Origin of the sequence: Pseudomonas sp. IT-P253, from assembly GCF_949768125.1 — a bacterium.
Lineage (GTDB): Bacteria > Pseudomonadota > Gammaproteobacteria > Pseudomonadales > Pseudomonadaceae > Aquipseudomonas.
In genome coordinates, this window is record NZ_CATKPT010000084.1 from 37233 (window position 1) to 52777 (window position 15545).

Annotated in this window: 9 protein-coding genes; all 9 read left to right on the plus strand. The window is 59.1% G+C overall.

Annotation, left to right across the window (positions count from 1 at the left end; genetic code table 11):
- Positions 1–33: 33 nt before the first annotated feature.
- Positions 34–1749, plus strand: a complete 1716-nt coding sequence (locus ACM6IR_RS27285; protein ID WP_414910566.1) for a DUF2138 domain-containing protein — start codon at positions 34–36, stop codon at positions 1747–1749.
- Positions 1734–2384 (plus strand): DUF1175 domain-containing protein, encoded by a 651-nt coding sequence (locus tag ACM6IR_RS27290; protein WP_414910567.1) that lies wholly within the window; start codon positions 1734–1736, stop codon positions 2382–2384. The genes ACM6IR_RS27285 and ACM6IR_RS27290 overlap by 16 nt, the downstream gene beginning before the upstream one ends.
- Positions 2381–6955 carry an alpha-2-macroglobulin family protein gene (locus ACM6IR_RS27295; RefSeq protein ID WP_414910685.1) on the plus strand — a complete coding sequence of 1525 codons (4575 nt, stop codon included), beginning with the start codon at positions 2381–2383 and terminating at the stop codon, positions 6953–6955. The genes ACM6IR_RS27290 and ACM6IR_RS27295 overlap by 4 nt, the downstream gene beginning before the upstream one ends.
- Position 6956: 1 nt before the next feature.
- Positions 6957–8576 carry a DUF2300 domain-containing protein gene (locus tag ACM6IR_RS27300; protein WP_414910568.1) on the plus strand — a complete coding sequence of 540 codons (1620 nt, stop codon included), beginning with the start codon at positions 6957–6959 and terminating at the stop codon, positions 8574–8576.
- A 3-nt stretch (positions 8577–8579) separates the two neighbouring features.
- Positions 8580–9395, plus strand: coding sequence for a YfaP family protein (locus ACM6IR_RS27305; protein ID WP_414910569.1), 816 nt, complete (start codon positions 8580–8582; stop codon positions 9393–9395).
- A gap of 217 nt (positions 9396–9612) precedes the next feature.
- Positions 9613–9879, plus strand: a complete 267-nt coding sequence (locus ACM6IR_RS27310; protein WP_414910570.1) for a helix-turn-helix domain-containing protein — start codon at positions 9613–9615, stop codon at positions 9877–9879.
- Entirely contained in the window at positions 9876–11216 is a 1341-nt protein-coding gene (locus ACM6IR_RS27315; RefSeq protein ID WP_414910571.1) for a type II toxin-antitoxin system HipA family toxin, read from the plus strand. Before ACM6IR_RS27310 ends, ACM6IR_RS27315 begins: the two co-directional genes overlap by 4 nt.
- 342 nt (positions 11217–11558) lie before the next feature.
- A complete protein-coding gene (locus tag ACM6IR_RS27320) occupies positions 11559–14849 on the plus strand; it encodes a helicase-related protein (protein WP_414910572.1) in 3291 nt (1096 codons plus the stop codon).
- The gene (locus tag ACM6IR_RS27325; RefSeq protein ID WP_414910573.1) at positions 14846–15538 is read left to right on the plus strand and encodes a DUF4391 domain-containing protein; all 693 of its coding nucleotides are present in this window, start codon (positions 14846–14848) and stop codon (positions 15536–15538) included. Before ACM6IR_RS27320 ends, ACM6IR_RS27325 begins: the two co-directional genes overlap by 4 nt.
- The last annotated feature ends 7 nt before the right edge of the window (positions 15539–15545 follow it).

Genomic DNA, 15545 nt, shown 5'->3' on the forward strand with positions numbered 1-15545 from the left:
ATCCCGCACCACGGATGAATTGGGTTTTGTGAAATGAGCGATAGCACTATTGATTCCCCGGCCGCCGACGCCCCTGCAGCCAAACCCTCCCGTCGCTGGCCGGCGCTGTTGGGCGGGCTGTGCCTGGTGGCGGTCGTGGCGGGTGGGTTGGGGTGGTTCATGCACAAAACCAAAGCGCCACCCGCGCAGTTGGCCAGCGACAAACTGGGCATGAGCCGACCGGACGGTCTGCTCGAAACCCGCTCCTTGAGCCAATTGCCCAAGGATTTGCTGGCGGTGCCGTTCCTCAAGGAAACCCTGACCGAAGATTTCGTCTTCTATTACGAAGCGCATGTCGATCGACTCGGCTTGATCGGCAGCCTGCGGCGGATCATTTACGAGCATGACTTGAAGTTGCAGGACAGCCTGATCGAGCAACTGTTCGATCAACCGGCAGACGTGGCGCTGTGGCGCGGGGCGGATGGTCGGCTCAAGGATTTTCTGTTGGTGATGGACCGCGGCGGCCTGGCCAAGGTGCTGGAGCCGCTGGCGAAAGTGGCGCTGGATGACTCGCAACTGAGCAAGATCGGCGAAGTGAAAGTCGGCGCCGACGATGTTGCGCTTTATCAACTCACCTACAACGCCAGCAAGGCGCTGCTGTTCGCCTCCCATGGCGACAAACTGGTGGTGCTGTCCAACCCGACCAAACTCTACGATCCGCAAAGCGGCTCATCGGAAGAACCGGGCAGTGTTTCCACCAGCGCCATCGCCGCGTTGCTCAACGGCGACAAACTCTTCCCCGAAGCCTTCGGCTTGCAACCCCGCGCGCCGCAAGTGACACAACGCCTCTCGGTCAACGCCAGTGTTCTGGCCATGGGGTATCAGCGTTTCATCCCGAACTTCGCCGGCCTGCGTTTTGATATGGACGACAAGGGCTGGCACAGCTTCCTCGCCATGGACGAACTGGAGAACCAGCCGGACTTCGATTTCAAACCGATCTGGCAAGCCATGCCGATGGGCGCCAGTGCTTGCGTTGCTTTACCGCTCGCTGCAGAACAACAAAAACCGCTGCTGGTGAAACTCGGCGCGGACGAGAAGGTGGCCCAGGCATTGACCGAACACATGGCCGGTGCCGCCGGTCTGTGTTGGTACGCCGACTCGCGTCTGTACACGCCACTACTAGTGGCGAGCCTGAATGACAAGGACAGCGCCAGTCTCGACGGCGACTTGGGCAATCTGTTCGGCTCGATGGTCGGTGCCTACGAAAGCAAGGTCGATGACCACGCGTTCCCGGTGGTCGCGAAGCAGGATGGTGATACCCACCAGTGGCAGCGTCAGGTCAGTTCCAGCTTCGGCCCTTATGCGGCCAAGGAGGCCGAAGACCCGGACGCGATCACCGGCAACGCGTTCATGAAAGTGAGCCTGGCGCGCCACGGTGCAACGCTGCTGTTCTCCCTCGACGACAAGCTCGTAGACAAAGCCCTCGGCACCCTCGACAAACGCTTCCCGCCGATGGCCGACGTGGTGCCCAAAGACCTGCTGATGCCGGTCTACTTCGGTCCGGATTCCATGGCGCAACTGATGCAACAGGAAACCCTCGACAGTCTGCCGCAGGACATGGAGCCGGTGTTCTACAACGCGGCGCAAACGTACCTGATCCCGAAACTGCGCACGCTCGGCGGTTACGGCAGATATGCGCTGACCTTGCCCAAAGGCAGCGAGCCCAACGGCCACTGGCAGTGGCTGCCGCTGGAATGGAAAGCCCTGTGACCGCACTCATTCGAGGCCTTGGCCTGCTGGCGCTGTTGCTGGGTAGCCGCGTATTCGCCAGTGACGCCGCGCCGCTGGATCCGCAGCAATCCCAGGTCTTCCGCGCCTGGTTCGTGCGCATCGCCCAGGAGCAACTGACCCAAGGGCCGAGCCCGCGCTGGTATCAGCAGGACTGCGCCGGGCTGGTGCGATTCGCCGCCAACGAAGCGCTGAAAGTCCATGACGATAAATGGCTGCGCAGCAACGGCCTGTCCAACCGCTATCTGCCACCCGAACTGCAATTGAGCGAGGCGCAACGCGGTCTCGCCCGGCAATGGCAACAGGGCGGCGGCAAGGTCGGGCCCTACGTCAATGCCATCAAGCTGATCCAGTTCAACAGTCATCTGGTCGCCCGTGATCTGGCGCAAGCCCGGCCCGGCGACCTGATGTTTTTCGATCAGGGCGACGACCAGCACCTGATGATCTGGATGGGCCGCTACATCGCCTATCACACCGGCACCAGTACCCCGACTGACAACGGCATGCGATCCGCGAGCCTGCAGCAACTCATGACATGGAAGGACACCCGATGGATACCCGACGCAGCCAACCCCAACTTCATCGGCGTCTATCGACTGAACTTTCTCTCCCAATGATCGGTGCCCGCATGCTGCGCCTGTGCTCAAAACTGCCGTTGCTGTTGGCCTTGCTGGCCCCCCTGGCCACGGTCAACGCCGAAGACACCGTCGAACCGAGCGGCTACACGCCGGTGGCCGGAGAAAGCTTTTTCCTGCTGGCCGACAGCAGTTTCGCCAGCGACGAACAAGCGATGGTGCGCCTTGAAGCGCCTGGCCGCGACTACCGCCGATTCCGCATGGAGCCTTACGGCGGCGCCGACATTCGCGTGTATCGCATCGATAAACCGCTGGATTTCCTCAAGCGTCAGAAGAACCTGCACCGCGTGGTCAGCGACGGTCAGTTCAAGGGCGAAGGCCTGTCGAACACCCTCGCGTACCTGTGGGACAGCTGGTACCGCAAATCCCGTCGGGTGATGCAGCGGGCGTTTTCCTACGAGTCGCGTAAGCAAGTTACCGAGGAAGTACCGGAGCTGAAGATGGGCACCGCGATCGCTGCGCCAACGCCTTACGACGCTCGGCCGCAATTCGCATTGATACCGGGCTTGCCGGTGGTCAGTCAGTTCCGTTATCCGCTGTGGGAAGCCAAACCGATCCAGCCGCCTGCCGGCGTGAACCTTGCCGGTTCTTCCAGCGAGTTTGTCAGCGTTGCACCGGGCAATGTGTACATTCCGTTGGGCCATCTGAAGCCGGGTCTGTACCTGGTGGAAGCGCTGATCGGCAAGTACCGCGCGACCACCATGGTGTTCGTCTCCAACACTGTAGCGGTGAGCAAGATTGCCGGTGATGAACTGCTGGTGTGGGCTGCGCGCAAACACGAAGGCAGTTCGGTGCCGAAGGTGAATGTGCTGTGGACTGACGGCCTCGGCGTGATGAGCAGTGGCGCCACTGACGCCGAGGGTTTGCTGCGCCTGAAACACGTCAGCCCCGAACGGTCGTTCGTGATCGGCGAGGACGAAGAGGGCGGAGTGTTTGTCTCCGAGAACTTCTATTACGACAGCGAAATCTACGACACCAAACTCTATGCGTTTACCGACCGGCCGCTGTACCGGCCGGGGGATTGGGTGTCGCTGAAAATCGTCGGTCGCGAGTTCAAGAATGCGCGCGATTCGGTATTGCCGACCGCTGCCGACGTCAACGTGACGGTGCTCGATGCCACGGGCACCGCGCTGCAATCGCTGGCGCTGAAACTTGACGCCAAGGCCGGCACTCAAGGCCGTTTCCAGTTGCCGGACAACGCAATGGCGGGCGGTTATGAAGTGCGTTTCAGCTACAAGGATCAGGCCTACAGCAGCGCCTTCCGCGTCGCCGAATACATCAAGCCGCACTTCGAAATTTCGCTGAACCTGGCCAAGCAGGATTACCGCACTGGCGAACCGGTGAAAGGCAGTCTGGTGCTGCTGTACCCCGACGGTAAACCCGTGGCCAACGCCAAGCTGAGCCTGAGTTTGCGTGCCCAGCAACTGTCGATGGTCGACAACGAACTGCAATACCTCGGGCAATTCCCGGTGGAGCTGACCAGCACCGAACTGACCACTGATGCCAAGGGCAACGCGACGCTCGACCTGCCCGCCGCCGACAAACCAAGCCGTTACATGCTCACTGTGTTTGCCAGCGATGGGGCGGCCTATCGGGTCAAGACCACCAAGGAAATCCTCATCGACCGGGGGGCTGCGAGTTTCAGCCTGCGCGCGCCACAGCGGTTCAGTGCGGTGGGCGACAAGGTGGTGTTCACTTACGCCAACGAAGGTGGCAGTGAGCAAAGCAAAACCGTTACGCCAAGCAGCTACAGCTGGGTGCGTCTGGAAGACCAAAGCACCGGCGAAGGCAAACTCGCGGCAACCGATAAAGGTTTCACTTTGGCCTTCGACCGCCCGGGCACTTACAACCTGGCCTTGAAGGATGATCACGGCCGCGTCGTCGGCGCCACCGGCCATTCGGTCACGGGCGATGGCATCAAAGCTGTGCCGGGCACCGTAGAAATCGTCCTCGACAAACCCGAGTACAAGGCCGGTGACGAAGCGTTGGCGCTGATCACTTTTCCTGAACCTGTCAGCGATGCATTTCTGTCGCTGGAGCGGGACAAGGTCGAGGCCACGGCGCTGATGTCCAAGGGCGGCGACTGGCTGAAGATGGAAAAACTCAGCGATACCCAGTACCGCGCGCGCATCCCGGTGAAGGACCATTTCGCCCCGAACCTGACGTTCTCCGTTCTCTATACCAAGGGCGGTCAATACAGCTTCCAGAACGCCGGCATCAAAGTGGTGGCGCCGCAGATCGACGTGGCAATCGCCACCGACAAAGAGGCGTATCAGCCGGGCGATACCGTGTCGGTCGACCTCACCACCCAGTTCGCCGGCAAGCCGATCCCGGCGCACCTGACGGTCAGTGTCGTCGACGAAATGGTCTATGCGCTGCAACCGGAAGTCGCGCCGACCATCGACCAGTTCTTCTACCACCCGCGCCGCAACAACGTGCGCACCAGTGCGAGTCTGTCGTTCATCAGCTACGACGTCGCGTTGCCGGGCAGCCCGGGCGCGCCGGGTAAAGCCAATCGCAGTGAACGGGGTGTGAAGGTGCTGGAGCGACCGCGTCGTGAAGACGTCGACACCGCTGCGTGGCAGCCGGAATTGATCACCGATGCCACCGGTAAAACCCGTTTCACCTTTAAGATGCCGGACTCGCTGACCCGTTGGCGCATCACCGCTCGAGCCATCGCCGATGACGGTCAGGTCGGGCAGAAGAAGCAGTTCGTGCGTTCGGAAAAACCGCTGTACCTGAAGTGGAGCGGCCCGACCCAATTCCGCACGGGCGACAAACCGGATCTCGGGGTGTTCGCCTTCAGCCAGTCCGAGCAACCGGTCAAGGCTGAGCTGGTGATTCATTACTCCGGTGCCGAACAACGCGTACCGGTGACCCTGAACAATGGCATCAACTACATCGCGCTGCCGACATTCGCATTGGCCACTGGCGAATGGACCGCTGAACTGGTGCAGGACGGTAAAACCGCAGATGCACTGGCCGTGCGCCTGACCGCAACCGGCGAAGGTTGGCAGGTCACGCAAAGCCAGAGTCTGGATGTGGCCAGCGGTGATACGCCGCTGACCTTGCCGGCGGACGCGACGGACATTCGTCTGCGTCTGGATGACAGCCCGCAAGCGCTGTTCCGTTCGGCACTCGATGATTTGCTGAGCTATCCGTACGGCGGCGTCGAACAGACGGCCAGTCGTTTGCTGCCGTTGAGCATCGCGTATCCGACCTTGTCGTCGAATCCGCAGATCCGCGATCGCTTGCGTTTGATCATGCAAAACAGCCGTCTGCGTCTGGTGCAAATGGCCGGGCCTTCCGCGAGTTTCACCTGGTGGGGCATGGACGGTGAACCGGACGCGTTCCTCACCGCGTACGCCTATTACGCCGACTGGCACGCCAGCAAAGCGCTGGAGCTGAGCCTGCCGCCGGAGCATTGGCAGCGGGTGCTGGAGGTCTACGCCAAACAGGCGAAAAACACCCCGCTGTTGCAGCGCGCGCTGATTCTGTCGTTCGCCAAACAGATGCAATTGCCGGTGAACACCTTGCTCAGTGGGTTGATGGATGAGCTGGCGAAAGCGGGAGAGGGCAACGCGGCGAACTTGATGGAAGACGGTGAAGACAGCATCGTCATGAGCGATCCGGATTCGGCGCTGGGTCTGGCCGCGGCGCGTGTATTGACTGCCTCTTTGGCGAAGCAGTCAAAGGTGACTCTGCCGGACGCATTCAATCGTCAACTGCCCGATGCGCAACAACGTCTTGCCGTTAGCTCGCAGCCGTTTGCGGAAGCCTTGAACCTGTCGCTGCAAACCTTCGATCAGGCACACGCGCAAGCGTTGTTGCAGCGTCTTTTGCCACAACAATCAACCCTGGAACGCGCCTTGGCGCTGACCTGGTTGCAGCGCAGCATCGAGCAGGCCTCACCCACTGTCGCGCTGGCACCGGGCGAAGGCTGGAAGAAAGAGCACGGTGATACCGGTGAGGTGTATTGGACATGGCAGGGTGCCCCACCCGTACCCGCGGTGTTGTCGCTGGCCGGGGCGCAAGAGCGTCCGTTGCGGGCGGCGTTGAGCTTCCAGACTCGACAACCGCCGGTTGATCCGATGGCCGTGACCATCACCCGTCGCCTGTCGCGTCTGGTGCCGGGGGACGCAGCGTTCACCTTCAAGCTGGAAGCGGTCGGCACTCAGCCGTTATCCAGCGACAGCCTGTACCTGGACGAAGTGATCATCACCAGCAAAGCCGCCAAACCGCTGCGTTACGGGATGATCGAAGTGCCGCTGCCACCGGGTGCCGATGTCGAGCGTACGACGTGGGGCATCAAACTCATGGGCAAGGCCGGCGCCGAGCCGACTGCACTGGAGAAGGCGCGCTTCGAGCCGGGTCAGATGGCCTACGCCATTCCAGTGGACGCCTTGAGTGGCGAGTTGCGTGTGCGCCATTTGGTGCGCTTCTCGCAGAAAGGCCAGTTCAACCTGCCGCCGGTGCGTTTCACCCAGGTCTACGCCCCACAGCATCAGGCTCAGGAGCAGAAGCCGGCGCTTGGTCAGGTCACGGTCCACTGACATGCGGCGGGCTCTGGTCTGGTGGCTGATGTGTTTGATCCCTGCGCTGGCAACAGCGCAGGACGAGCTGCTGCGGCTGGGCTTCAACGGTGAACTGCTGTCGCTGAGCCGGACTCAAGTGATGTCTCGCGAGCCAATGCCTGCTGATGTTCAGACGCCGTTGGGCAGCGTGTGGAAGTTGTTTGTGTATGGCTGGCTGGTGGATACCGGCGCGCGTGAGCCTGCTTACGAGTGTCATGGGCAGTCAAAAGAAGAAGTTTATTGCTGCACGGCGGGCGGCAGGATTGAACGCGATCAAGCGCTGGTGAAATCGTGCGGGTTGTATTTCGAGCCTGCGCGGTTGGGCATCCCTGGCGCTGAGTGGCGCACGTATTGGCAGGCGCGACAGGCGCCGGAGTGGTTGCTGGACTTGCCTTCGTTGAAGCCTTCCACGCGAGTGTCGGTGGTTGAACTGCTTAAGGTGTTAGCCGCGATGCCGGCACAGGATCAGGCGCGACGGGTGTTGCTGGATGTGGTACTGAACGCTGCTGACGGCAATCTCGTGGGCGAACTCGGTGGCCGGTTACGGGTGAAAACCTGGAGCTGGTTGGGCGATCAGGATCCGTCTTCGCGCCAGGGTGGGTTCGCCGGTTGGACGGCGGATGGCACGCCGATCTGGGCCGGTGGGCGCGGGACCAGTCAAAGGGTCCTGCGCAATTACGGTGAGGCGTTGTCTTCTGTGTTGCCGGTTGATTGGCCTTCGGACACGGGGCGTTGCGTTGAAGTCGACCTGTTTTCCCGCTATCCGATCGGGCGTGTACTGGCGGGGGATCGTGTTGCTGAGTCCGGGCCATTGCAGGGCGACTACCGCGTCGAATTCATCAACGGCAACCAACTCGATATCCACAGCGATGGCGAACTGTTTTTGCTCAAGGACAAGCTCGTCGCCCGTCTGGGCCGCGAAGAATACGTCGCCCGCGTCCTCCAGCGCGAAGCCAGACCCGAACCCGTCGAAGCCGCCAAAGCGCTGGCCATCGCCATCCGCACCTACCTGCTGCAAAACGCCACCCGCCACGGCGACTGCCTGAGCATCGACGACAGCAGTAGCCGGCAACGCGTCGCCCCACGTCCCGCGACGTTTGAGTCCCGCCACATTGCGGCCTGGACCAGCGACCTCGTGTTGGCCGGCAGCGCCGTCACCTACCACTCCGACCAACCCGGCCCGGACAAACTCTCCTGGCAGCAAGCCGTCGAACAAGCCAACGCCGGCCAACGCTACGACGCCATCCTGTTGCATGCCTACCCCCGCGCCAGCCTCAGCCGCTGGGACAATCCCGTCGCCGCCTGCGAAGCACTGCCCGCCGCGCAAGACTGGCTGCAAAACCAACGTCGCGGCTGGCGCCAACGCCTCGAAAGCGAAGTCGGCTACAACGAAGTCAGCACCTTCGCCGTCTGCCGGCTCTCTTTCGGCCACCCCTACGTCGACCGCGAACGCCAGCGCATCTACGTGCGCGGTGTGCTGTCACTGCAAGACCGCCTCGACCTGACCCACGAATACCTGCACCTGGCCTTCGACGCACACCCCAACGGCCAGGATGAAACCTACATCGAAGGGCTCGCCCGCCACCTCTTGCTGGAATAGGCCATGAACGTCCGTTATCCACAGGTCTTCCTGTTCCTTTGCGCCTTTGGCGTGTTGCCGACGATTTTTGCCGCGGATAGCGCCGTCAAACTGGACACCCCCGTTGGTGGCTGGCGCACGGGTGCGATCGAGGGCGAAGGCGAGAACTTCCGTCAGACCGTCAACTACCCGGCCTCATCAGTGAACACCCCAATGGGGCAAGCCAACACCGCGCGCATCACAGGCCAGATCAAAACAACACCCAAGTCCACTGACCCCGGCCGGTTGATCGTCAACGGCGTCAGCATGCCGCTGAAGATCGATCCCGCTGGTCACTTTGATCGACCGTTCTCGTTCCCAAATGGCAGCAACAGCGTTGAAGTTCGCAGCCCTGATGGCCAGCACAAGCATCGCACGCAGTTCCTCAGCGCCAGCGGCGGGGCCACCCCAGCCAAGTTGCGAGTGTTGTTGTCATGGGACAGCGACAACACAGACCTGGACCTGCACCTGATCACCCCCGATGGCGCACACATCTGGTATGGCGATCGAGTTGCCCCCAACGGTGCAGCGCTGGATGTTGATGTGACGACGGGTTACGGCCCGGAGATCTTCGCCATGCCCGCGCCGATCAAAGGGCAGTATCTGGTGTATGTGAATTACTTCGGTGGCGGGTATCGCAGTGATGAGGAGGGGCAAGAGGATGCCGTTCAGCCGCTGACGACGGAGCAGGTGACGGTGATTACGGAGGAAGGGACGCCGAACGAGAAGGTGGAAACGTTCCTGGTGCCGATGAGGGCGGTGGGGGAGTTGACGTTGGTTAAGGGGTTTAGTTATCCGTGAGAGCCAATCGGGCAGCAGGCTGCTGCCCATTTGATTAACCGGAATCAGTAGGGGGATGCATGCACATTGATGCTTTAGGGCTACAAGTTTTATGAATTAAGCTTTATGTGTGGCTCTTGGGCTACAAAATTGGCTTCGCCGAAGCGATTGCTAACCTTGTGTCTCTGAGGCTACATTAATCGTCTTGCTGACGATTTTTGATGCTTGAGGGCTACAAATGACCACCCTATTTGATGTGGCTGACATGCTGAAGCAAGCCCGACGCGAGGCTCACTTGAGCCAAGATGCCTTGGCCAGCCGAGCGGGTGTCTCGCGTTCGACGGTGGCACGTATGGAGACCATGGCCAAAGGCGATATGAGTGTCTCTGCCTTTGTTCGCCTATTGGAGGCCGCCGGGTATGACTTGAAACTGGTGAAGTCCGGCCATGAGCGCACGGTTGAGGACATCCTCGCAGAACAGCGTTCCGGAGTTTCGGGCTCATGATCCTGGATGTTCACGTCAGCGGAAAAATGGTTGCCAAGCTCTACCGAGAGCGCGATGAGTACGTTTTGAAATATCTCCCCGGAACGGCGGTAACAGACTTCGTCAGCTTGGCGTTGCCTGTCCGTGAAGAGCCGTGGCGCTGGCCTCGAGATCTTTTCCCGTTTTTTCGCCAGAACTTGCCCGAGGGATATTTACTTGGGGTCATTCGCGAAGAGTTTGGTTCATTGCTTGACGGCACCGATTTATCGCTGCTCGCTGTGATCGGTGGCGCGGGGATTGGTCGGGTGACGGTGACACCTGAAGGCGTTATGCCGGGGGGCGAACTGGAACCTTTGGAAATAGGCCAACTGCTGAGCTCTGAAAACACCACCGAACATTTTGCGACGCTAGTGCGACGTTACGCACGTGCCGCAGTCTCCGGTGTCGTTCCTAAGTTCATTGCAAACGATGTCGAACATGACGATTTACCTTTGGGAAAACCCACGCTGCGTACCGGTTTTCACATCATCAAAGGTTCGGACGATACGACACCCTATCTGGGCTTCAACGAGTTTTACACCATGCAGGTGCTGGAGCGGCTACAGGTCGTACCGGTAGCCACATGCCGGATGTCTGAGGATGGTCGCGTCTTGGTCGTAGATCGTTTTGACGTGGATGAAAACGGCCAGCCGCGCTGCGGGCTGGAAGATGCCTGCGGGCTGTTGGGTCTACCGCCCCACGAGAAATATGCAACCACCACCGAACGTGTGTGGAACGCCACGCGTCCTTACATTCCCGGCGACCGGCTGCGTGAGCAGCGTGAGCACTTCGGTTGGCACATATTGGCGAACTACGTGGTGCGTAACGCTGATTGTCACGCCAAAAACATCGCGCTCTATTACACCTCGCGAGCTGACGTCGCGTTTACGCCGATCTATGACTTGGTTACCACTCAGGCTTACCCCCGTTTCGCTTCGAACCCGCCCGGTTTATCCGTTGGTGGTCGGCAGAGCTGGACGCCGGGGCGCACGCTTGAAATCTTTTTTAACGGTGTGTTGGGGATTCCCCCACGTCAGTACGCCTCAATGGTCGAGCAATTGTGCGAGTCGGCCATCGCCGTGGGAAAGGAAGTGATTGAAGCGGCGAAGAATGAGCCCGCCTGGCGTGATGTGGCCAAACCGATGGTGCATGCCTGGAACCAAGGTATGGAAACATTACGTAGTCCAAGAGCGGCTCCGCATTTTCGAGGATTGGATACCGCCATCACAGAAGCCGGCTTCTCAGGGCCGCGAGCGGCAGAAAGCAGTCTAGTGCAGATTGGCCGTTCCGAGTTGTTGGCGCCGAGAAAACATAAGTAACAGCCCGACAATCCCCCAAATGGAGTTTTCAAACGATGGGTCTACTTTCTTCCAGGCATTAAAAAGCCGGCTTGTGGGCGGCGTTATTGTTTGGCTGTGGCCTTGTTTTGCTGGGGCGCGTGGAGATTCCTGTTTCTGTCCCCCCATTTATCCCCCCACTGCGCCAATGCGTGCGCTTATCCGTTCAGCTCGTGGCTGGTGTCGTCAATGTCTGCGCTCATGCAGTCGAGCTCCCATTGGGCTGTGATTTTGAATACGTGGCAGTTTGCTGGCTAGTAATACGTGATATTACTTCCTGGCTCCATGATAATCCCCTCAGCTCGCATAAAGGGATTCCTCCAAATGGAACTGATCGACAACATCAACACCCTGCTTGGTGAAAACCTGAAAGGTACGCTCAAGCCGGGCTCGAAGCTGAAGATTGCCGCCTCGTGCTTTTCGATCTATGCCTACGTCGCGCTGAAAAAAGAGCTGGAGAGTATCGACTCCCTGGAGTTCATTTTCACCTCGCCGACCTTTGTGCCCAACGAGGTGAGCGATAAGCTCAAGAAGGAACAGCGCGAGTTTCATATTCCCAAGGCTGAGCGTGAGCGCAGCACCACCGGCAGCGAGTTTGAAATCCAGCTGAAGAACCAGCTCACCCAGAAGGCGATAGCCAGGGAATGTGCTGACTGGATTCAACGCAAGGCCAAGTTTCGCTCCAATCGAGGCCAGGCGCCTATGCAGCCCTTCGCGGGCGTGCAAGATAAAGTTGGCGACAGCGTCTACATGCCTTTGCAAGGCTTCACGGCCGTGGATCTGGGTTACCAGCAGGGTAACGCCGTATCGAACTTTGTCACCAAAATAGATGAGCCAAGCGTTACCGCGACTTTTCTCAATCTGTTTGATCAGATCTGGAGCGACCCAAGCAAGCTGGAAGACGTGACCTCACGGCTGTGCGAGCACATCGCCTCTGTTTATCAGGAGAACGCCCCTGAGCGCATTTACTTCTTGATGCTCTACAACATCTTCCGCGAGTTTCTGGAAGACATTAATGAAGACGTGCTGCCCAACGACCGTACCGGCTATCAAGACAGCCTGATCTGGCAGAAGCTGTTCAACTTCCAGCGTGACGCCGCCACCGGCCTGATCAACAAACTGGAGACCTACAGCGGCTGCATTCTTGCCGACAGTGTTGGCCTGGGTAAAACCTTCACTGCGCTGGCAGTGATCAAGTATTACGAGTTGCGTAACAAGTCGGTGCTGGTGCTCTGCCCGAAGAAGCTGGCCGACAACTGGCTGAACTACAATCGGAACCTCAAGACCAACATCTTTGCCAAGGATCGCTTTAACTACGACGTGCTTTGCCACACTGACCTGACCCGCACCCGTGGCGAGTCGTTGGGCATTCCGCTGGATCGCGTCAACTGGGGCAACTACGACCTGGTGGTGATCGATGAGTCGCACAACTTCCGCAACAACGATATCTATAAAGACAAAGAGACCCGTTACCAGCGGCTGATGAATCAGGTCATTCGTCAAGGCGTGAAGACCAAGGTGCTGATGCTCTCGGCCACCCCGGTCAACAACCGTTTCGGCGACTTGCGCAACCAGTTGGCCTTGGCCTACGAGGGCGACAGCGACAACCTCAGCAAGAAGCTGCGCACTGAAAAGGACATTGACGGTATCTTCCGTCGCGCCCAGGCAGCCTTCAATGTATGGACTGGTCTGCCACCGGAAAAACGTACTGCAGCGGCGATTCTCAATACCCTTGATTTCGACTTCTTCGAACTGCTCGACAGCGTCACCATTGCCCGCTCGCGCCGGCATATCGAGACCTTCTACAACACCGCCGACATTGGCAGCTTCCCTGAGCGCCGCAAGCCACTGTCGTTTCATTGCCCGTTGACTCCGCGTGGTGACGTCATCGGCTTCAACGAGATCTTCAACCAGCTGTCGCTGCTTAAGCTCGCCGTGTACGCGCCGGTTAGCTACATCCTGCCCAGCCGGTTGAAAAAGTACGAAGAGATGTACGACACCGAAGTGGAGGGAGGTAAAGGTAAGCTCAAACAGGTCGACCGCGAGAGAAGCCTGCAAGCGTTGATGACCACGAACCTGCTAAAGCGCCTGGAAAGCTCGGTCGAGTCTTTCCGCCTGACCCTGAAAAATCTGCAAAACACGCATCGGAACGCGCTGGATAAAATCGCCACTTTCAAGAAAACCGGCCTTGCCAGTGACTTCGCCGACGTTACCGCTGCCTTTGAAGATGCCGATTTTGACGACGACAACTTACCGTTGCCCGGCGACATTACCATCGGTAAGAAGATTCAGATCAGTTTGGAAGACATGGACGTGACGTCCTGGGAGCAAGACCTGCAAGGCGACCTGATCTTCATTGAAGAGTTGCTGGTTGAAATGGCCAAGGTCACACCAGCCGACGACGCCAAACTGCAGCACCTGAAAACCCAGATCACCAGCAAGCTGGCATCGCCGATCAATCCTGGCAATCGCAAGGTGCTGATTTTTACCGCCTTCGCCGATACCGCCAATTACCTGTACGACAACCTGGCTGAGTACCTGCTGAGCACTCACAAGGTGCATTCCGGTAAGGTCACCGGCAGCGATGCGCCCAAGTCCACCCTCGGCACTATGCCGGGTAGTCGCCAGACTTACGACTTCCAAGGTTTGCTGACGCTGTTCTCGCCGCGCTCGAAAGAAAAAGCGCTGATTTACCCGGACGAGCCGCGTGAAATCGACATCCTCATCGGCACCGACTGCATCTCCGAAGGCCAGAACCTGCAGGACTGCGACTACTTGATCAACTACGACATTCACTGGAACCCGGTGCGCATCATCCAGCGCTTCGGCCGGGTGGATCGTATCGGCTCGCAGAACGCCAGCATCCAGTTGGTTAACTACTGGCCAGACATCAGCCTCGACGAGTACATAAACCTCAAAGAGCGGGTTGAAAACCGCATGATGATCGCTGACGTTACCGCCACTGGCGACGACAACGTGCTCAGCGCCCAGGCCAACGACGTGGCGTACCGCAAAGAGCAACTGCGACGTTTGCAGGATGAAGTGATCGAGATGGAAGACATCAAGACCGGCGTCTCAATCACCGACCTAGGCCTCAATGATTTCCGCATGGATTTGCTCAGCTACATCAAAGCCAATGGTGACCTCGGCAGCATCCCCAATGGCTTGCACGCCGTGGTGCTGGCACGGCAGGAGCTTGGCTTGGTGCCCGGAGTAATCTTCACCTTGCGCAATCGCAAGCACGGCGCCAGCCTCAATCAACAGAACCGCCTGCATCCCTTCTACTTGATCTATATCAGTCTGGAAGGGCAGATCATCAGTGATCAGACAGAAGCCAAGCGTCTGTTGGACCTGGCTCGCAGCGCCTGTAAGGGCTACAGCCAGCCGATCAGTGATGCCTACCAGCGGTTCAATCAGTCCACCCAGGACGGGCGTAACATGCGCGCCTACTCCAACCTACTCGACCAAGCGATTCGCTCGATGATCGATGTGAAGGAAGAGAAAGACATCGACAGTCTGTTCAGCGGCGGTAAGACCACCGCGCTGGTCGACACCATCTCTGGGCTGGATGATTTCGAGTTGATTACTTTCATCGTCATTCAGGGCGTGGCATGAGCCAGGCCGCAGTCACTCCAACAGTTACGCCAGCGCTATTTAGTTTTCCGCCACAGGCCAAGGTTGGCCGCGTGGTGGCGAAGAACAAAATCTACGAGCGGGGTTCTGTCGGCTCGACGCTGCGCGATAAATTTGTTGCCCAGGTCGAGCAAATTACCTGGGCTTACAAGCTGGCCCCGGAAACCATTAACCTGCCGGCGCGGGGCAGTGTCGTAGAAATTCAGATCTTCGACATCGCACTGAAAACCGCCGAACTGGATGAGGAAGTACTGCGAGCCATCGACCGCGCTATCCCACTGCCGATCATCTTTCAGTTGCACCATGAGCAGCGCACCCGCATGGTGGCGACCTTTAAACGCCCGAGCGAAGCCGATGCCAGTAAGTGGGTCATCGATGGCTACTTCGCCGGAGTCTGGTTAGCGGCTGATGCCGAGCGTCAGCCACTGCCGGTGGCGCTGGATCTGCATGGCCTTTACGAACAACTGCTGCGCAGCGTGCTACCGCAGCCGGCGAGACTCGGTGAAAGCCTGCTAGAGCAGCTGCAGCGATTGACTCAGCTGCGCAGCCTGCAAGGCGAACAATGCAAGCTGGAGGCGCGCTTGCGCAAAGAAATACAGTTCAACCGCAAAGTGGAGCTCAACGCTCAATTGCGGGCGCTGAATACCCAAATTGATCAGCTGAGCGCGTAAGCGCCAG